The 19,041-nt window shown below is 43.8% G+C and carries 16 protein-coding genes; 14 read left to right on the forward strand and 2 right to left on the reverse strand.

The features are described 5' to 3' along the window. Nucleotides 1-46 precede the first annotated feature (46 nt). The 10 genes from ASD40_RS20280 to ASD40_RS38260 all read left to right on the forward strand — a co-directional run bounded on the left by ASD40_RS20280 (nucleotide 47) and on the right by ASD40_RS38260 (nucleotide 8,020). Nucleotides 47-886 (forward strand): endonuclease/exonuclease/phosphatase family protein, encoded by an 840-nt coding sequence (locus tag ASD40_RS20280; protein WP_057304952.1) that lies wholly within the window; start codon nucleotides 47-49, stop codon nucleotides 884-886. Nucleotides 887-951: 65 nt separating this feature from the next. Next, entirely contained in the window at nucleotides 952-1,581 is a 630-nt protein-coding gene (locus ASD40_RS20285) for a 5-formyltetrahydrofolate cyclo-ligase (RefSeq protein WP_057304953.1), read from the forward strand. Nucleotides 1,582-1,597: 16 nt separating this feature from the next. Then, complete coding sequence (gene moaC, locus ASD40_RS20290; RefSeq protein ID WP_268795917.1) at nucleotides 1,598-2,086, forward strand: cyclic pyranopterin monophosphate synthase MoaC; 489 nt, start codon at nucleotides 1,598-1,600, stop codon at nucleotides 2,084-2,086. Between the two features lie 111 nt (nucleotides 2,087-2,197). Continuing rightward, complete coding sequence (locus ASD40_RS20295; RefSeq protein WP_029197035.1) at nucleotides 2,198-2,689, forward strand: MogA/MoaB family molybdenum cofactor biosynthesis protein; 492 nt, start codon at nucleotides 2,198-2,200, stop codon at nucleotides 2,687-2,689. A gap of 46 nt (nucleotides 2,690-2,735) precedes the next feature. Then, on the forward strand, nucleotides 2,736-3,749 hold the full coding sequence (locus tag ASD40_RS20300; RefSeq protein WP_057304955.1) for a molybdopterin-binding protein: 1,014 nt from the start codon (nucleotides 2,736-2,738) through the stop codon (nucleotides 3,747-3,749). Nucleotides 3,750-3,929: 180 nt separating this feature from the next. Continuing rightward, nucleotides 3,930-4,592, forward strand: a complete 663-nt coding sequence (gene tatA, locus ASD40_RS39250) for a twin-arginine translocase TatA/TatE family subunit (RefSeq protein WP_063870812.1) — start codon at nucleotides 3,930-3,932, stop codon at nucleotides 4,590-4,592. A 70-nt stretch (nucleotides 4,593-4,662) separates the two neighbouring features. Continuing rightward, the gene (tatC, locus tag ASD40_RS20310; protein ID WP_057304956.1) at nucleotides 4,663-5,421 is read left to right on the forward strand and encodes a twin-arginine translocase subunit TatC; all 759 of its coding nucleotides are present in this window, start codon (nucleotides 4,663-4,665) and stop codon (nucleotides 5,419-5,421) included. Between the two features lie 228 nt (nucleotides 5,422-5,649). Continuing rightward, nucleotides 5,650-5,931, forward strand: coding sequence for a co-chaperone GroES (gene groES / locus ASD40_RS20315; protein ID WP_028553854.1), 282 nt, complete (start codon nucleotides 5,650-5,652; stop codon nucleotides 5,929-5,931). Between the two features lie 94 nt (nucleotides 5,932-6,025). Continuing rightward, nucleotides 6,026-7,654 (forward strand): chaperonin GroEL, encoded by a 1,629-nt coding sequence (gene groL / locus ASD40_RS20320; RefSeq protein ID WP_056830967.1) that lies wholly within the window; start codon nucleotides 6,026-6,028, stop codon nucleotides 7,652-7,654. Nucleotides 7,655-7,843: 189 nt separating this feature from the next. Further along, nucleotides 7,844-8,020, forward strand: a complete 177-nt coding sequence (locus ASD40_RS38260; RefSeq protein ID WP_200957442.1) for a hypothetical protein — start codon at nucleotides 7,844-7,846, stop codon at nucleotides 8,018-8,020. Between the two features lie 388 nt (nucleotides 8,021-8,408). Here ASD40_RS38260 and ASD40_RS20325 read toward each other — a convergent pair whose 3' ends face one another. Beyond that, on the reverse strand, nucleotides 8,409-12,647 hold the full coding sequence (locus ASD40_RS20325) for a GGDEF domain-containing protein (protein ID WP_057304957.1): 4,239 nt from the start codon (nucleotides 12,645-12,647) through the stop codon (nucleotides 8,409-8,411). Between the two features lie 272 nt (nucleotides 12,648-12,919). Here ASD40_RS20325 and ASD40_RS37340 point away from each other — a divergent pair, with 272 nt between their 5' ends. Together ASD40_RS37340 and ASD40_RS20330 are read left to right on the forward strand one after the other, a co-directional pair. Further along, entirely contained in the window at nucleotides 12,920-13,237 is a 318-nt protein-coding gene (locus tag ASD40_RS37340) for a hypothetical protein (RefSeq protein WP_156390119.1), read from the forward strand. Nucleotides 13,238-13,421: 184 nt separating this feature from the next. Then, complete coding sequence (locus ASD40_RS20330) at nucleotides 13,422-14,180, forward strand: C1 family peptidase (RefSeq protein ID WP_082562315.1); 759 nt, start codon at nucleotides 13,422-13,424, stop codon at nucleotides 14,178-14,180. Between the two features lie 41 nt (nucleotides 14,181-14,221). Here the strand turns inward: ASD40_RS20330 and ASD40_RS20335 are convergent, their stop codons facing one another. Further along, the gene (locus tag ASD40_RS20335; RefSeq protein ID WP_057304958.1) at nucleotides 14,222-16,741 is read right to left on the reverse strand and encodes an O-antigen ligase family protein; all 2,520 of its coding nucleotides are present in this window, start codon (nucleotides 16,739-16,741) and stop codon (nucleotides 14,222-14,224) included. Between the two features lie 152 nt (nucleotides 16,742-16,893). Between ASD40_RS20335 and ASD40_RS20340 the strand changes: the two genes are divergently transcribed. Beyond that, entirely contained in the window at nucleotides 16,894-17,703 is an 810-nt protein-coding gene (locus ASD40_RS20340) for an ABC transporter permease (protein ID WP_057304959.1), read from the forward strand. Between the two features lie 23 nt (nucleotides 17,704-17,726). Further along, nucleotides 17,727-19,037 carry an ABC transporter ATP-binding protein gene (locus tag ASD40_RS20345; protein ID WP_057304960.1) on the forward strand — a complete coding sequence of 437 codons (1,311 nt, stop codon included), beginning with the start codon at nucleotides 17,727-17,729 and terminating at the stop codon, nucleotides 19,035-19,037. Nucleotides 19,038-19,041 lie beyond the last annotated feature (4 nt).

The following is a 19,041-nucleotide window of genomic DNA, read 5'->3' on the forward strand; positions in this document are numbered from 1 at the left end:
CGTATGCTTAATTTTGCATAGATCAGAATGGGTGGGGGATGGGTAAATGGTGCTTTTGAGGCATGCTAATCATAAAGGCTTTACGTTCTTGCCCCTGCTTCTGTTGATATTTCTATGTCAAGGCGTAACAAGCCCATCAGACAGTGGGAGGCAGTCCATATCAGCAATTCCCAAGTCTAGTTCAACCACTTCCCCAGCAGCATTCACGATAATGACGTTTAATATCCACCACGGTGAAGGTTTAGATGGTAGAGTAAATATAAAACGTATTGCTGATCTCATCCAAAATGGAAAAGCCGACGTCATCGCCTTGCAAGAAGTGGATCGGTACCGCTGGCGCAGCGGGTATGTGGATCAAGCGAAGGAATTGGCCGAGCTTCTTGGGATGGATATGCGTTTTGCACCTAGTTTAACCTATACGGTTGGGCAATATGGCAATGCGATTCTGAGCAGATATCCCATTGAGGATAGCAGCTACACGCTGCTTCCAGGTAATAAGGAAACTAGAAGTCTGTTAGAGGTTAAAATCAAGGTTAATTCTGAATCTGTTCGAATAGCCGACACACATTTGGGTCTTTCCAAAGAGGATCGAAGCCTTCAACTTGCGCGTATTTCAGAAATGGTAACAAAACACGATGATCCACTTGTTATCGCGGGGGATTTTAATATGGAATTAGACGCCATCCCGTTAAAAATAGATACAGCGAAGCTCACCAATGTGCCATTACGAGATGATGTGAAATCGACATTTGTGGATGGAAAAAGGATCGATTACATCTTTACAAATAGGAAGAATGTCGAATCTTCATGGGCGATTCCGACGATATTCTCGGACCATTTTCCCGTAATAACGCTCATTCGTCTGGGGTCTTCGGTGCGAGTATAGTTTTTTTCCTTGTTTATGTTAAAATGGGGGAAACCACTCCTCGTTAGGGAAGGGCTGAAGCTAGTATGAACATCCGAGAGCGGAAAATCGAATTACGCAAAGAAATGGAAGAACTGCGCTCCTCCATCATGTCTGAAGAACGTGAAGAGAAGCAGCAGCGCATAAATGAAAGATTAAAAAAACTATGCAGCGATAGGCTTCTTGTGCATGGACAGAATGAACCGTCCGCCCCGCCTACGATCATGAGTTATATGCCTTTTCGGTCTGAGCCGGATGTTGCCCCTATGATGGAATGGTGTTGGCAGCAGGGAATTCGTGTGCTTGTGCCGAAGGTTGTAGCAGATACGAAGACAATGAATTTGCATGTCATAAGCAGCTATGAAGATGTGGAAAGCGGGGCATGGGGCATCAGAGAACCTCGCAACGAGGTGCCGATTGAGCACGATTTGTCCACCTTATCTATGATCTTAGTGCCAGGGCTTGCTTTTGATTTGGATTTCGGTAGATTAGGTTATGGAGGCGGTTTTTATGATCGCTTCATGCAGCTATTTGCTGCGCGCGGGCTTAAGAGACCATTTGCGGTTGCGGCCGCTTTTGATAATCAATTGATTCCTGCGGTTCCTTCTTCCTGGCATGATTTCCGAGTTGACGGGATCGTTACCGAGAGCAAAATGGTCTTCAAATCAGAATCCTAAAACAGAGGTGAGTGCTTTGCCCGATTCTTTCCCATTAACCCATTTTAATGAGCAGGGACGAGCACGAATGGTCGACATTTCGGACAAAACAGAGACGAAGCGTACGGCTACTGCGCGTTCCACTTTAATCATGAAGAGCGAAACGCTTGATTTAATTAAGCAGGGTAAAATGAAAAAAGGCGACGTCCTCGCCGTTGCGCAAGTGGCTGGCATCATGGCCGCCAAAAAAACGTCAGACTGGATTCCGATGTGCCATCCGATTGCGCTGTCGGGCATTGATATTCAGTTTGCTGATAATGGCAACAATGAACTTTACATAGAAGCAACTGTCCGGACGACGGGTCCAACTGGCGTTGAGATGGAGGCATTAACTGCCGTATCCGCCGCCGCGTTAACCGTCTACGACATGTGCAAAGCAGTAGAGAAGGATATGATTATCAGCTCCACGCTGCTTGTCCTCAAAACAGGCGGCAAAAACGGGGATTTTCACAGACAAGATAGTTGACAGTGACGCGACTAGACAGATAAAGCAGTTTTTTTCATAGAAATGAAAGTCGACGATCACTCAGGTTAGTGGGGTTATCTCATTCAGTTAACAAGGGAGAGGTGACGAAGGATGCACTGGAAAGTTGCGATTTTGACAGCCAGTGACCGCGGTTACCGAGGAGAACGAGAAGACACTAGCGCTCAGGTAATCCGCGAGCTGATTGAAGAGGAAATTCAAGGCGAGATCATCGAATACCGGGTCGTTCCGGATGAGATGGATGAAATCATGGCTTCATTAATAGAAATGACGGATTATTATCAGGCAGATTTGATTTTAACGACTGGCGGAACGGGACTAGCCCCCCGAGATGTAACACCGGAAGCAACGCTCAATGTGATTGATCGAGTTGCACCTGGTTTTGCAGAAGCCATGCGGATGATTTCGATGCAAAAAACGCGGAAAGCGATGCTTTCCAGAGCGGTATCCGGCATTCGCGGGCGCACGCTGATCATTAATTTGCCGGGCAGCCCCAAGGGCGTGCAGGAAAATCTGATGGCGATTATCGATCAGCTTCCGCATGCGTTAGGGATTTTGACAGGCAAAGAAGGTGACCATGGGTGAGCGAACGGGAGCTAATTGCCAGGGTCAAGCAAGAAGGTGACCCTAAATGAGTAAACATGAATCCATGCTGCGCGAGGTTAAAGTCGAAGATGCCATCGGCATGATTTTACCTCATGATCTGACTCAGATTTTGCCTGGCGAGTTCAAAGGGCGCCTGTTTCGCAAAGGCCATCAGGTGACGGAGGCCGATATTCCTGCGCTTCTGAGCATCGGCAAAGAGCATATCTACGTGATGGAGCTGCAGCCTGGCTACCTGCATGAGGATGAAGCTGCGCTGCGCATGGCGCGGGCGATTGCTGGGGATGGGCTCACACTGACGGAGCCGCACGAGGGCAAAGTGAACGTGAAATCGGCGATTCACGGCTTGGTCAAGATCGATAAGGCGTTCGTCGACAGCGTGAACGCTATCGATGAGGTCGTGTTGTCGACGATTCGGAGCAACACGGTCGTTCAGGCAGGCGCTTCGCTAGTTGGCACGCGGGTGATCCCGCTGATTGTAGACGAAGCGAAGGTTGCAGAGGTCGAGCGTCTGGCTGCCACTCGACGTGAGGAGGGCTTCACCTTGCTTGAGGTGAAGCCGTTTCGCAAGCTGCGCGTCGGCGTTATTACGACGGGCAGCGAGGTCTTCAAGGGCCGAATCAAGGATAAATTCGGCCCGGTTGTGAAGGAGAAGGTCGCGCAGCTCGGCTCCGAGGTTGTAGACCAACGCTTCGTGTCGGATGACAGCGAAGCGATTGTGGGTGAGATCCACGCGCTGCTAGCGCTGGGCGTGGATCTGGTTTTGGTCACGGGCGGCATGTCCGTGGACCCGGACGATCGGACACCGGGTGCGATCAAGCAGGCCGGCGCCCGCGTGGTCAGCTACGGCACGCCGATGCTGCCGGGCTCGATGCTGATGATCGCCTATCTGGGCGATGTGCCGATCATGGGCTTGCCGGGTTGCGTGATGCACGACCCGTACACGTCCTTTGATGTGCTGCTCCCGCGGATTTGCGCGGGTGAGACTATCGTGCGCACCGACATTACGGAGATGGGGTACGGTGGGTTTTATCAGTGCTAGCTAATGCTACAGCTAGCGTCTTCCTTTTTAAAGCACATTCGGACATTTTGCTGCATTTTGTGCATGTAATTGGGTGAATTTGTTTCTTATCTAGACTAGAGACTTCGTTGCCGATTTGTCTGTTTGCTTATTTGTTTTACGGTTTATTTGATGTCGCAACAAATGATGGAGATGAAGTCCATGTTTCAAAATATCGGTTTCACCGAGCTCTTATTAATAGCAGTCGTTGCTCTTGTCCTATTTGGACCGCAGAAGCTGCCCGAAATTGGCCGCGTGCTTGGGCGCACGATCAGGGATTTTAAGAAAGGCGCTCACGCCCTGCTGAACGATGAGCCTGAGGAAGCGCCAAAGCCGGCAGCCCAGGTCAAACCTGCTCCGCAGGTTTCGACTCAAGGCGAAGCAGCCTCGTCTAACGCTGTCGAAGCAGATGCTCCTTCCGAGAGAGCGGCAGTGGCGTTTGTAACGGCAGCTCCCTCATTAGTCAAGATGGCTGTCGACCCGAGTACAGCTACACCAGAAGTAGCGGAGTCAGGTACTTCAGCGACTTCTGAGTCTGAAGCAGTCCATGCATCTGTCCAGCCCGAGCAGGCAATGGCAGCGGCTCTTACGCCATCGGTTGACGCGTCTTCTGCACACTCGGGTTCGTCTACTGCAACCGCAGCATCTGTCCCACCAGTTATCCCAACGGATGTACCTTCTGTCTCTTCGGCAGCAGTCTCCACTGTGGAAGCACCGTCGGTCACTCCGACGCCACCCGCTCGAACGGACGCACCACCTGCCTCCCCGAAAGCGCCAACGGCGCCTATCGCGCCTACAAGCAACACGCGGCGTCTACCAGATTAGCCGCTTTCTTTTCAGCATAACAAGTGCTTCAGCCTTATAGGTTTGATCCACTAGATCAGGTTGGTGAAATATGACAACGAACGAAGAAATGTCACTCGTAGAACACCTTGGTGAGCTGCGCAAACGAATCATGTGGGTACTGGTCGTCCTGGTCATAGGGATGGTAGGCGGACTAATCTGCGCGAAGCCGATCATTCGTTACCTCAAAAACATTCCGCCTGCTGACAGCATCAGTTGGAACGTTTTTTCCCCGTGGGATGCCCTGCGTTTGTATATGAATTTTGGATTGGCCGTAGGGATTCTAATTACCCTCCCGGTTATTCTTTATCATATATGGGCGTTTGTTAAGCCTGGCTTGCGTGAGGCTGAGCAGAAGGCTTCGATTATTTATATTCCTTATGCGTTTTTGCTATTTTTAGTAGGTCTTTCCTTCGGTTATTGGGTTGTTTTTCCGATGGCCTTTTATTTTACTTCCTCCATTAGCCGGAGTCTCGAGATCACAGAGATGTATGGGGCGGCGCAATATTTTACATTCATGTTCAACATCATTCTTCCATTGGCCATTGTATTTGAGATGCCGATTGTTGTGATGTTCCTCACGAAGATTCGTCTTTTGAATCCGAAGCGTCTGCACAAGTTCAGAAGATATGCTTACATGCTGCTCGTTATTTTAGCTACGGTTATCACGCCGCCGGATGCGATATCGGCTATCTTAGTGGCTTTGCCACTTATCGTTTTGTATGAATTTAGCGTATTTATGTCAGGATTCATCTATCGTAAACAGTTGGCGAAGGATGCTGAGTGGGAGCGGGAGTTCGGTCCTAAATGATAAAACAGTCTGCGTAACGTGCAGGCTGTTTTTCTTTTTTCGAAGGGAATATTTGTTTTTCATTTGGGTAGAATGAGGGGGGTGTCCAAAAGAATGAAAAATGTGTAAAAGGACTTGCAAATTACTCCCAGAATGAGTATCATAAGAATTGTTGTTAGCACTAAACACATTCGAGTGCTAATAACCGAATACACCCATTACCAATTTTCTAAAGGAGGCTATTTTTCCATGATCAGACCGTTAGGTGATCGAGTAATCATTGAAGCCGTTGCGAAAGAGGAGACTACAGCAAGTGGCATCGTGCTGCCAGATACAGCTAAAGAAAAACCACAAGAAGGTAAAGTTGTAGCCGTAGGCGCAGGCGCGTTGAAAGATGGCGTACGTGTTCCGCTTGAAGTAAGCGAAGGCGACCGCATCATTTTCTCCAAATACGCTGGAACTGAAGTGAAATACGAAGGCCGCGAACTGTTGATCTTGCGCGAAAGCGACATTCTCGCTGTATTAGCCTAAATTTAGCAGGATATAGATCGGCAACACGTATACTTAGTTTTTCCGTATTACTACTTACTATGTACAGGTTCTAAATTAGAGGAGGTTTCCTATCATGGCAAAAGAAATTAAGTTCAGTGAAGACGCACGCCGCGCGATGCTTCGTGGGGTAGATGCTTTAGCTAATGCTGTAAAAGTAACCCTCGGTCCTAAAGGCCGTAACGTTGTTCTTGAGAAAAAATTTGGCAGCCCGTTGATCACGAATGACGGTGTTACCATCGCGAAAGAAATCGAGCTTGAAGATGCTTTCGAAAACATGGGAGCACAACTTGTTAAAGAAGTTGCTACCAAAACAAACGATGTTGCTGGTGACGGTACAACAACTGCAACGGTTCTAGCACAAGCTATGATCCGCGAAGGTCTGAAAAACGTAACTGCAGGCGCTAACCCAATGGTTATCCGCAAAGGTATCGAGAAAGCTGTTAAAGCGGCTGTAGAAGAGCTTCAAGCTATTGCGAAGCCAATCGAAGGCAAACAATCCATCGCACAAGTAGCGGCAATCTCTGCTGCTGACGAAGAAGTAGGCGAATTGATCGCTGAAGCTATGGAAAAAGTAGGTAAAGACGGTGTTATCACAGTTGAAGAATCCAAAGGATTCCTTACTGAACTAGAAGTTGTAGAAGGTATGCAATTCGACCGTGGTTACACTTCCCCATACATGATCACTGATACGGATAAAATGGAAGCTGTCCTAGACAACCCATACATCCTGATCACTGACAAAAAAATCTCGAACATCCAAGAAATCTTGCCTGTTCTTGAAAAAGTGGTTCAATCCGGTAAACAACTTCTGATCATTGCTGAAGATGTTGAAGGCGAAGCACAAGCAACGCTTGTTGTTAACAGACTTCGTGGCACATTCACTTGCGTAGCTGTTAAAGCTCCTGGTTTCGGTGACCGTCGTAAAGCTATGCTTGGCGATATCGCTGCTCTAACTGGTGGCCAAGTGATCACAGAAGAACTTGGATTGGATCTGAAATCCACGACTCCTGACCAATTGGGTAGCGCGCGTCAAATCCGCGTAACCAAAGAGAACACAATCATCGTTGATGGCGCTGGCGACAAAAAAGACATCGGCGCACGTGTTACTCAAATTCGCGCACAATTGGAAGAAACAACTTCCGATTTCGATAAAGAAAAACTGCAAGAGCGTTTGGCTAAACTTTCTGGCGGCGTAGCTGTTATCAAAGTTGGCGCAGCAACTGAAACTGAGCTGAAAGAGCGCAAACTTCGTATCGAAGATGCTCTGAACGCAACTCGTGCAGCTGTTGAAGAAGGTATCGTTTCTGGTGGTGGTACAGCCCTAGTTAACGTGTACAACGCAGTAGCTAAAGTAGTAGCTGTTGGCGACGAGCAAACAGGCGTAAACATCATCCTGCGCTCCCTAGAAGAGCCAGTTCGCACAATCGCAGCTAACGCTGGTCAAGAAGGTTCCGTTATCGTTGAGCGCCTGAAGAACGAAAAAGTAGGCATCGGCTACAACGCAGCAACTGGCCAATGGGTGAACATGTTCGAAGCAGGTATTGTTGACCCTGCTAAAGTAACTCGTTCCGCACTGCAAAATGCAGCGTCCGTTGCAGCTATGTTCCTAACAACAGAAGCTGTTATCGCTGACAAACCAGAAAAAGACAAACCAGGCATGCCTGACATGGGCGGCATGGGTGGAATGGGCGGCATGATGTAATTTTTACATCAGCCCATTAAATAGCTCTATTGAAAGGCTCCTTCGGGAGCCTTTTTTATTTTGAAATCACAGAAAAATCACTTACCCACGAAACTGGTGACATGGTGTAAGATCATTCGTTTACAGATTACATTGATGTTAAGTCTGATGGTACAATTAAATAAAATCCAGACAAGGTGGTGTACCTAAATGGAGCAAACTGAGGTTTTAAAAAAATTGATCAGAATGACTGGAGAGCGAGCTAGGATTGACGCCAAAGCGAATGACACCTATGTGGTATATAAGAATAACCAAAATCAACTCGTTAAAGAACATGCCAATGGAATAACTGAATTGTTGAAAGGTGAGGAATCGGGGCGTGCTTGAACCAGCACTTGGTAATCAGAACTTGCTGAGGGAACGTCGATGCGTTATTGGTCGAAAAATGCGCGAAATCATGAGGTAGAGGAACGACGATGCGTTACTTCGTGGTTTTTGCCTCCAAATCGTTCATTTTGATCAAATAGCGCACTCACGTTCCCCCAATTGGATAATAGCGGCAGATTTCCTGAAATAACGGATCGACGTTCCTTAACTAGAGATTGGGCAGGCTTCCCTTGCCCATATTAGGATAAAGTGAGCAGCAATAAATAAAACTAAGAAAGCTTGACAAGTATAACGCTACTGTATAGTAATTTTTTTGAGAAAACGTCCAATTTCAATAAAGGGCTGCCCTTAAATACTACTTATGGGACAGCCCTTATTTCGCTTGATTTCAATTCAAATCCCAAGCCGCAACAACCTTATTCTTCCCCGTCTGCTTCGCAGTAATCTCCGCCGTATCGGCCTGTTCAATCAATTCCTCTATCGAAGTTGGACTACAGAGCTCTAGGGAAGATACGCCCACACTGACGGTGATTTGGTAAGGGCGCCCGAAGGCAAATTCTCTCTCAATTTCGCCTCGCAGCTGATGGGCAATCTTGAGGGCTTCCTTCCCATCCGTTTTAGGTAAAATGAGAATAAGTTCCTCACCGCCATATCGTCCAGCGATGTCGCTCTTTCGTAAATTGAACCGGAAAATATCTGCGATTTCTCGTAAAACTCGGTCCCCTTCCGGGTGTCCGAACTCATTGACCCTGCGGAAATTATCGACGTCGATCATGATCACGGATAAGTCGAGGTTATAACGTCTAGAGAGATCGAATTCTTCCCTCAGCTTTTCCATGAAATAACCGCGTAGATAAAAGCCGGTCAGGTTATCAATCACCATCTCCCTATGCAAGAGAACGTTGATAATGTGCGGTTTGATGAAAGAAAGAAAATGCTCCATATGTTGAAGCTTTGTTTTAGTCATACCATCTACAAAAACCTGGAGCGTAATAGCTTGATCACCTCGTTGAAAGAGAGTGAAAGTGTGGGCCCAGCTATCTTCACTTCGGCTTTGATAGGCAATCAATTCATCGTGGTCTCTTAGACCCGAAGCTGTAACGAAAACCTTGTGTTTATAATGCAGCAGTTTGTAAGTGATGGCCAGTTGAATCACTGGAAAGTAGTCAAAAAGTGCCTTAGTCAACCTCTGCATCGTTGTCATTAGATCCAAAGTTTCGGTAACCTGTTCACTGAGCTCGATAATGATTTGTAAATCCAAGGAGAGGAGCAACCATTGCTCGCGGTCCGCAATCATTTTTTGAACAAAATCATCCTGCATAATAGCAGGTGATGCCGGGGCAAAGGTGGGCCGAATAACCCGTTCCATGCAAGCGGTCAAGTAGGGACGCCAAGTTTCCTTTTGAATAATCTGATAGCCATTCAATGCACGTCGCAAATACAGCATCGCATTTTGAATATCGCCCTCATACATGGACCTCTCAGCTGAAAGTCTATAATAATCGGGCCAAAAGATATCAAAAGAGCATCGTTTGAGATAAGCTTCAAATTTTTCGAACCAAATCCCCATATTCTCCGAACGAAGCTCTAAGAGAAGTGTGAGCAATTCTCGGTAAGCCCAACCAGCATACATGCCTGAGTTATTTTTCGAAATAAATTGTTCAAAAAACTTGCAGGCTAGCTCCAGATTTCCCTCCCTAGTTTGGAAAAGTGCGTCCAAGAAGAACGAGGTGTTTTCATGTTTCAAAAAGCCCGGGATGGTGATTGGTCGATTTTGACGGAAGGCGACATAACCTTGAAAAACGGACAGTAAAGCCAAACTCGACTCTGTGATTTGCTGCTCGAACAGGAGGGTTTTAAGTTCTTGAAACAGTTCCCACTGCTCCCATTCAAGTGCGTATAATAACTGATTCGTTAAATATGTCTCGGCCAAATCCTTACGCCGCAATTCGTCAACCTGCAGGACACGTTCTTTGTGATAGTGGTAGCTGGCCAAGTCTCCTTGATTTAATGAAAACTCCATGGCATTCAGATGGCCTACTTGTTCCTTGATCGTGTAGCCAGAGCGCTTGGCACCTTCAATCCCGCGATATACGTATGTATTGATCAGCTTATTGTTGCTCTGATAAGAATATAAATCATAAAGACGGAGCATGAGGTCCGTATGAGGTGACGTTTCCAGAAGCGGTTCTAACTTAGCTGCAATGGATAAAGCCCATTCCTCGGTTTTAGGAAAATGAATCAACATATTAATCGTATAATAGTTCGTAATTTCCGCAAAATGGCGAAGTGAAAGCAAATTTCTCTTTGGATAGACGACCTCGGTATAGAAGACATGAAGCTTACGCACCTCTTCATCCTGTAGAGGGAAACAGAGATTGCTGGTGTTGAGTAGAAATGCAGCCCGTACCCGGTCTTCTAATGCCTGACTTTCATCGAAAATAAAGGGGAACAGCTGCTCACGTAAAATATAAACATCCAAATCATTTTGCAAGATGCGGATATATATCCACCCGAAGCGATCCGTGATTTTACCTGTTCGTTCGTATACGGTTAGTGCCAATTGTTCGGAAAGAGCAAATTGGTTAAGCAGAAGATACATTCTACTTAGCAATCTGTCTAGGAAAATGAGATAAGGTCTTCCCAATTTTTCATATAAATATTTAATGCGTTCTAATAATTCAACCTTTTGCCCATAAGAGAGGAGGGAACGGATTTGTTTATAATATTTTAAAAGCAAATAATACTCTACTTTATACTCACTCGCTTGGCTGGATAGTGCAATGAGTTGAGGTAAGCCAAGTGGACGGAATTGCTGCTGGTAGACCAAAGCTTTTTGGTAGTAAGACATTAGTTGAACTGAAGACAGCTCCTGCAAGACCAATTCGGTAATTTCAGTTGAGATAAATAAACTGTCATTGTGACTAACATGAACCAGGCCAAGCTCTGCCAGCTTCGTAACCGATGATAGGATATTCCCTAAATCCACTTGATTAGCCTTAAACAGGGAAAACACGCTTATTGGCATAGGCAAACAACATAGGAGCCGTAATAGCTCTATTTCCACTTGGTCCAAAAGGGAGATGCGCTTAGAAAACAAGTGAAGAGAGTGAAGCTTTTCATAATTAAGATGGAATCCAGTTGTTTTATGCCAGCCCTTGTTGGTTAGATGAATACTTCCGGATTGAATAAGCTCCTCCAAAATGATGCGGCAGTGACTAAAGTTGATTTTGTGCTCATAAAACCAATTTTTCAATTCGGATATTAAGGTGGAATCAGCTCGTCCAAATTGTGAAGACAACAGCTGTTCATAGATCGCTAGGTCCGAATGATGTATTTCAAGCGTTTGAAAAGTAAGGCCAGTGAATTGAGAAGGTATCTTGCTGCCGCTGAAAATTACGTGCAATCCGGTCATCTCATGGCCATGCTCTCGCCAAAAGTTGAGGAGAATAAGCTGGGAATCTTCATCGAAGTGTTCGCAGTTTTCAAGAATATAGAACATGTTTTGAACAGGGAACATCGGGATTACGGAAGATAAAAATTGATACAACCACTCGGTTAGCAAATAAAGGATATCGTCGCCTTCATAGTGCTTTTTAAGAAGCTGGTCAAATTTACGAGAAAGATTCCTCAGCATGGTGATTGATTCAGGAAATAAGCCATAAGCCAGATGTAAGGTTCGGGAGACCACTTCACGCAAGGTTGAGTAAGGAAGTTCTTGGGAGACAATCTTGAAGAAATAGCCTCTTTCTAACATCTCATTGACATTCTGAGTGTAAACATCAAATCGAATAGCCTCATCCTCACAAACGAGCCCTAATAAACGTTTCTCATTTGACTGTAAAAAATTACGAAAAAGCTTTTGATGCTCTTGCGTAATTGGCGCAGCGGCAGGGTGCAGCCATTGTGGGCTGCTATGGTAAATAAGCGGTTGCACCTGCTCAGGCAGTTGAAAGGCTGCTCGAATGATATCGGCAATCTCATCTGCGAATAACATAGTTTCTGGCTCAGTACGCAGACGCTCTGATAATTGCTGCAGGTTATTTGGCACGGAATCGGAGCCATAGATTGTATGAATCAGTAGATGGATAGCTTCAAAATCAGCAGCTCGGGAAAGAAGAAATCGCCGTGCATAACGCGGAAAAGAAGTAAATGAAAAGTCCGTCAATAAATGATTAATAAATTCTATAGCGGACGGGAATGGTTGGACATCGATGATAATAGCTAACGATTGTGGATCGAAAAAAAGCTGCTCTGGCAGCAAAAATCCCATGTAAAACTGCTCTTCATGTAGAATGGAAAGTGCTTTACAAATGGAAATCAGCAATTTTCCTTTGGATTCATCACTTAATGCTGCTTTTTCTATATGTGAAAACGGCAAATAGCCTTCTGGTAATGGAGAAAGCTGAACGACGAGATTGCCCTCAACAAAATTCCAATCCAGCGGCTGACGGAAATAATCTCCTTTAGCAGCTTTGGTCCAAGAGCGCAAACGAGTCTCGATTTGTTTTTCGTGGAAATAATTCCAAAGCTTGTGATGGAGTTGCATCTCCGAATAATCAGGAGCATGAGAGTATGTTAAATGCCGAAAGGCGGAATTCGTGTTTTGAGTTGTATGATTCATCATACTCCCTCCTCCTTCTAAGGTATGGGGATTCAAGACGCAGGGGATGGGATGATACCATCAAGTATATACCATTGTTCAATTGTAACAAATATATGAAGCAAAGGGGAGAGGTATCATTGTGCTATTAGCCTGCCTTTTTCGGGCCTGCTTGGATATTTAACCTGCTTGGCTCACAAAATCCGCCTATTTATTGGATAAATAGGCATTGGTACATTCATTGGACTAGGGATAAACGTATACTAACATAAACCTATAGAGGAGTTGACCCATCCATGGATCATTACAAACCTAACCAACTCGGCCCGCTTAGCCAACCGTTCCAACCTAGCCAACTCAGTCCGCTTAGCCAACCTAGCCAACCTGGCCCAGGCAAACCATATCAATGTCCACCGACTGACCCAATCATGACAAGTCCAGAAAGAATCGTAAGAGACTTCTACCACCCACAGAAAGTTCAAGTTATTCATCCTATTCAAATCGTGAATAGACATCACTGTGTACCTGTCTATGAGCATGTGTACACTTGTGAAGAGACTGATGAATATTGCGGTACACACCCGCATCCGCATCAGGGTATGCTGCGCGACTAGTTGATAAGGAAACCCTCGGGAAGAATCTGATGATTCTTTTTGGGGGTTGTTTTGTGTGGTGCCAGAACAGAAGAAATTGACTTTACATAGCGACCAGGCTTCTATTATTCTAGCGAAACGAATTGTATACATGCTTTAGTAGTAAATGTATAATTATGTATTATATTGGAAAGGGTGTGTGGTTATGTCGAATCGTGTGTTCCCTTTGAAACGGGAAAAGCGTGATTTTCGCGATTATCATTTTATGAGTACAGCGTTTAAGTCCCCAAGCGAGCTGCCCAAGAAAGTCGACTTGCGCTCAAACATGTCCCCCATTGTCGATCAAGGTGCACTTGGGAGCTGCACGGCTAACGCCATAGCAAGCGGCCTTAGAGAGTATTTGCTTGTAAGCAGTCAGGAGAAGTGGACAGCCCTTTCTCGGCTTTTCTTGTATTGGCACGAACGTAAGCTCGAAGGTCATGTGGGTGAAGATTCAGGGGCCTATATCCGAGATGGGATGAAAGTGCTCCAGAAGATTGGCGTTTGTCCAGAGGATGATTATCCATATAATATTGCAGATTTCAGAGATATTCCCGGTCCCAAAGCAGAGCGGGATGCAGCAAATTACAAAATTAACGACTATCATCGGATCACCGACTTATATGCCCTTAAGGCAGCACTGGCTGAGCAATCACCCGTTGTTATCGGCATGATGTTGTATGAGAGCTTCCAATCAACTGAAGCAGCCCAAACGGGTAAGATTCCGGCTCCGAAGAAGAAGCGTGAACGGGTACTGGGCGGACATGCCATGTTGGCAGTCGGGTATGTAGACCGTGGCCAGTCAGGTCATGTCATCGTGCGCAACAGCTGGGGCGAGGACTGGGGAGATCAAGGTTACTGCTACATTCCTTATAAAATGTTTCAGGATCCGGACAGTGTGATGGATATGTGGACGGGACGATAAATGAAAAGCAAAAGGCACCACATCACTGTGGCGCCTTTTTTCTATTTCAACTGAAAATTAGTAGCTATGATTGCATCAATATTCTGTTTCTCCGCTGGATCCTTGGCAATAAGCTTGTTTAACAAATCATTGTCCGCAGTTCCTTGCTTCTGAAGAGCTGCCAGATACCATCTGGCGATGACCCGGTTCGTCTGATCATCGAATTTATCATTCACATACGGTTTAATCGTATTAGCTGCACCTGCATAGTCACCACGCATGTAGTGAACTTGACCAACATTGAGCGCCATACTAGGCGTCACAGCGAACTCGCGTCCTTGTGCTTGTTCTTTAGGCAGATTCTTCAGGGAATCGATGCGAGCCAGAACTTCATTGTATGTGGCAAGTACATTGTCGAGCTTTTTATTCGTATCTTGTATATTATTCTTCTGAATGTCTTGGTTTGCGAGTTCGATATTTAAAGACATGCTTTTTTCATAGAGATCAATATACCAAGGATAGTTAGGAATTTGAGCGGTGGACCAATCTAACGCTTCTTGGGTTTTGCCTTTAATCAGAAGCATATTGAGCTGTTGCATGGCAACCATCCGGTTGTGCGGTTCCTTTTTCAACAATTGATTGAGAAGATCTTGGGCTTGATTGAAAAAGGTTTCTGCTTTCTTCGGGTCTTCCTTCTGCATCTGATTAGATACTTGAAGAAGAATCCCGATTCGGCTGACTTGTCCAGTTAACAAATAGTCGGGATGAGCAGGATGCAGAGAAATCGCTTTGTCCAATGGAGCTACGATTTGGTTGTAATCTTGACTCTTTTTAACAACATCAAGTGTTTGCTTATAAGAACTGTTCGCTGAGACCAGTTGGGCAGAGATATAGAACATTACGATCGACAAGACTGCTAGGAGAGCCGGAAACATTTTGTGAAGTGCAAGTGAATCAGACTTTAATCGTATCGGAGCCGATGTACTGTTACTCAGCATCCCACCTAGTGCAAGGAACAAAATAGCACCCAAATAAACATAGCTTAAATCAAAGTCAATCATACTGTGGATCAAAAGAGAAATCGTTACTATGAAAAATAGGAAGTGAAGATCTCTTTTCTCCTGCGAACTCTTAATGTAACTTCGAATATAGAACACCAAGACAGCAATCACGAAACCGATAAAAGCAAGGAATCCGAGCGCGCCGGCTTCAACCAAGTATTGAAGTGCGAAGTTATGAGCCTGACGACTTGTGTAAGGGTTGTTTTGATACTTCTCATATAAAGAAGCCCAAGCGCCACCACCTGCTCCAATGATCGGATAGTCCGACCAGAGCTTCACAGCATCTTTGTAAAAAGTACCGCGCTCCAGAACGCTGTGTTGTTGGAAGTTAATATTTTCGATACGCGTTTTCACGTTATCTGGAAGAATATTCTTAAAACCAGTATCACTTAGGATAAGAATGGCTCCTACTACCCCAACAACAATAGCCGCAATCGGAAGAATGAAAGTAGCATATTTCTTAGAATCAAAACGAGCTGTAATTCGCTCTAACCAAGGTGCACCGAAGCGTTGAATAACGATTGCAAGTGCAGTGAAAACTATCGATGTAAGAAGTAAAATCCACCAACCGTGCCAGGATTCTGAAGCACTAGGCTGTTTTTGTAATCCGATTCCGATATCTGTCACTTTTTCTAGGATAACCAAAGATGCAGCGAAAGCTATACCGAATTGAATAAGTGCAAGAATCTGTCTGCTTATTGAAAAGAAGAACAGCATAATTAAGAATACTACCGGAATAACTACTATGGCACCACGAGATAGCGTTAACCAGAACGAAACAATGATAGGAACTAACATGATTGCATGTGGTAGAACTACGTACCATTTACGAGACTTCACAATGAAGAATAATGCGCCAAGGGATAATGTGATTAAAAAGGCAGCATATGTATTCGCATATTGGAAAACAGATGTTAAACGTAGCCCGTTAGAGTCTGTCATGATCGCATCACGGTACAAGTAAGGTGTAGTTGCATCCATGAGAGCGAACCAACTAACCAGGTGACCAGCGAAGCTTCCATTACCTAACCAGTACAAAAGTCCGAAGAGGACAATGAAATAACCGGAAATAATTAACAAACTGGCAAGAATCGACGTGCCAAGCTTGTTTTTTGTCAGAAATACACCTAAAATGAAGAAGGTTGCATACAGCATTTGGATGTAAACCATATTCGTTGCCAAATAATGAGAGGCCGAATTCGATAGCGAAATCACGTAAGTCAGCGGCATCAGCAAGACCAGAATGGTCAATACATCTTTCTGTTCCTTAAGCTTGAATACAAAGAAAGCAAGTATTGCGATTAGCAGCAATATGATGGAGGACCATACGGAAGCCGAGTAAATTGTTCTCTCAAAATCGTAAGTTCCACCATTGAACAACGCCCGTTGAAACGGCGCCCAGAACATAAACAAGCCTGTAAACACTACTAAAAACCAAAAAATAACAGAGTTCTTCTCTGTCGTAATCGTTCCATTCGCTTTTGCACGCGAAGCCGCGTAGGCATTCTTACTTGCACTCATGACAAAACAGTCTCCTTCTTCGCTAAAGTTCGACTTTATTTTAGCATATTGGAAGAGGGTTTCCAAATAGTGATTATTATTTAGTATCCCAGTTTAATGTTCATTTGTGGTCTATTCATATAATAAATTTTCAGAAGAGGTTGATAGTAATAATGTTTGTAAATCCTTTAAATATTTTTAAAAACCTGTGGAATCATAGGGAGCTAATCAAAAGTTTCGCTAAAAGAGAAGTAGTATCTAAGTATAAGGGATCTTTTCTCGGAATCATGTGGTCATTTATTAATCCGCTTTTGATGTTAATTGTTTATACATTTGTATTTAGCGAGATATTTAATGCAAAGTGGAATACAGCAAGTAATAGTAAGGTTGAATTTGCAATTATTATTTTTTGCGGATTGATAACGTTTAGCATATTTGGCGACGTAATCAGTCGCGCTCCTTATTTAGTACTAAGTAATGCCAATTATGTGAAGAAGGTCGTTTTCCCTTTAGAAATTCTTCCTGTAATAGCTCTAGGATCTGCAGTAATTAATAGTCTTATTAGCATGGGCATATTAGTTTTATGTGTTGGTATTTTTATGCACGTGATAGAATGGACGTTAATTTTTATTCCTTTAGTACTATGTCCATTGATGTTTTTATCGTTGGGATTAGGTTGGTTTTTATCATCATTAGGAGTATATCTTAGAGATATTGCCCAAATTGTCACAGTAGCTGTACAAGCCCTGATGCTATTAAGTCCTATTATGTACCCAGCAACTTTAATTCCTAAGGATTTGCTCTTTTTATATTATCTTAATCCTATTGGTTATGTTGTAGAGGATATGCGAAGAATAATAATCTGGGGAGAATTACCTAATTGGAGCTCCTTGGGTATCGAAACGATAATAGGGTTAGTTATTTTCTACATGGGGTATGCATGGTTTCAAAAAACAAGATCGGGTTTTTCAGATGTAATTTAGCATTTGAAATTGGAGGTTCTTTTGTGGATTCAAATGTAACGATCAAAATTGATAATGTAAGCAAAACTTATAAAATATATAATAACCCTCAAGACCGTCTAATGCAGTCATTATTAAGGGGAAAGCGCCAGTACTATAAAGAGTTTAAAGCATTAAAACACATTTCGTTTGAAGTAAGAAAAGGCGAAACTGTTGGTATTATTGGTAGAAATGGTTCTGGCAAAAGTACATTACTACAGATTATTGCAGGTACTCTACAAGCGACAGAAGGTACTGTTAAAGTTTATGGCCGAGTAGCAGCTTTACTTGAATTGGGTAGCGGTTTTAATCCAGACTTTACTGGAAGGGAAAACGTATTTTTGAATGGGGCTATTCTTGGCATTAGTAAAGAAGAAATGAGTAAACGTTTTGATGATATTGTGTCATTTGCTGACATTGGAGATTACATTGATCAACCTGTTAAAACATATTCAAGTGGCATGTATGTTAGACTTGCGTTTGCGGTAGCTATCAGCGTTGAGCCTGATATTCTTATCGTAGACGAGGCTCTTGCTGTGGGTGATGGTCGATTTCAATTAAAATGCTTTGAAAGAATAAAGACAATGAAAGAAGCTGGGACAACTATCTTGTTGGTAACTCATGATTTACAATCGATAAGACAATTTTGTGATGAATGTTTATTATTTGATAAGGGTGTTTTATTAGACCAAGGTAAACCTAATGATATTGTTAATAAATACACTAAAATATTATTTTCAAGTCCTGATTCAGAACTTTTAGAACATAACGAATTGAGTGAAGATACTGCTGGTTTTCAAGGAGCTAATGCAATAGATAATGATCAACGGATAGCTGATGCTAAAGAGTATCGCTACGGCAACGGTCAAGGTAGCATAAATTATGTTGATATAACTGACTTAGAGGGGAACTCGCTAGAAATTCTGACAACTTGTGATGAAGTTAGGATTAGTATGGAGGTAACTTCAAGTAAAGAGGTTCTTAAACCGATATATGCAATAACGATTAAGTCCGTTAAAGGGCTTGAAGTATATGGTACAAATACATATTTTCAAAATATGCCCTTCGAGGTTCTTAAACCCAATCAGCCAATTCACATCGAATTTAAACATAAAATGTCCTTAGCACCAGGGACTTATTTTATTTCATTTGGTTTTGTCGAACTAATTAATGATGAAATTGTTCCTTTGGACCGAAGATATGACGCCAAAGAGATAAAAATATTGCCTCAAGGTACTGATCGGAGCTTTGGCATAGCTAATCTTAATTCTCAAATCTCAGTAAACTACCTATTGAAAACCGAAATGAAGAAATAAGGTG

This window comes from Paenibacillus sp. Root444D2, from assembly GCF_001426375.1.
Classification (GTDB): Bacteria; Bacillota; Bacilli; order Paenibacillales; family NBRC-103111; genus Paenibacillus_E.